This window comes from Pseudovibrio sp. POLY-S9 (assembly GCF_001431305.1).
GTDB lineage: Bacteria > Pseudomonadota > Alphaproteobacteria > Rhizobiales > Stappiaceae > Pseudovibrio.
Genome location: NZ_LCWX01000256.1, coordinates 1 through 464, shown reverse-complemented (window position 1 = coordinate 464; position 464 = coordinate 1). Strand labels below are relative to the sequence as shown.

Here is a 464-nt window from a genome sequence, read left to right as displayed (position 1 = left end):
ACAGGCTTCATTGCCCGCTCGGCACAATTGTTGTCCAGCTCCAGAGAGCCATTGTCCAGATAGGCGCGCGCTTTGGGTAGGCGCGTGAGGGCATAGCGGATTGCTCCGGCCAATGCTGACTTGCCGGATATTCTTGCAAGCTGCGAATGGAGCCAGTCTTCCAGATCATCGAAGACAGGTTTGGCCTGTTCCTGCCTCTGTCGCACCCGCTCCGGCGGCGGCTTGCCGCGTGCCTGTTTCTCGACCTTATAGAGTTTTGCAATCCGCTGGATGGCTTCGCCAGCTATACTTGAGCCTTGCGATGCGTGAACATCAACGAACTTGCGCCGGATATGCGCCATACAGGCCATTTCTGCTGCTTTGTCATGGCCAAACAAAGCTTTGAAGCCCGCATAGCCATCGGCATGGATCCAGCCTTTATAGCCGCTCAGGTGTCCTTGCGGGTGCTCGCCCTTGCGATCTAC

1 protein-coding gene is annotated in these 464 nt (G+C 56.9%); it reads right to left on the bottom strand.

Annotated features, from left to right (window positions below):
* On the bottom strand, window positions 1-464 hold a 464-nt coding region (locus tag PPL9_RS28940), incomplete at both ends, for a transposase (RefSeq protein ID WP_152986862.1).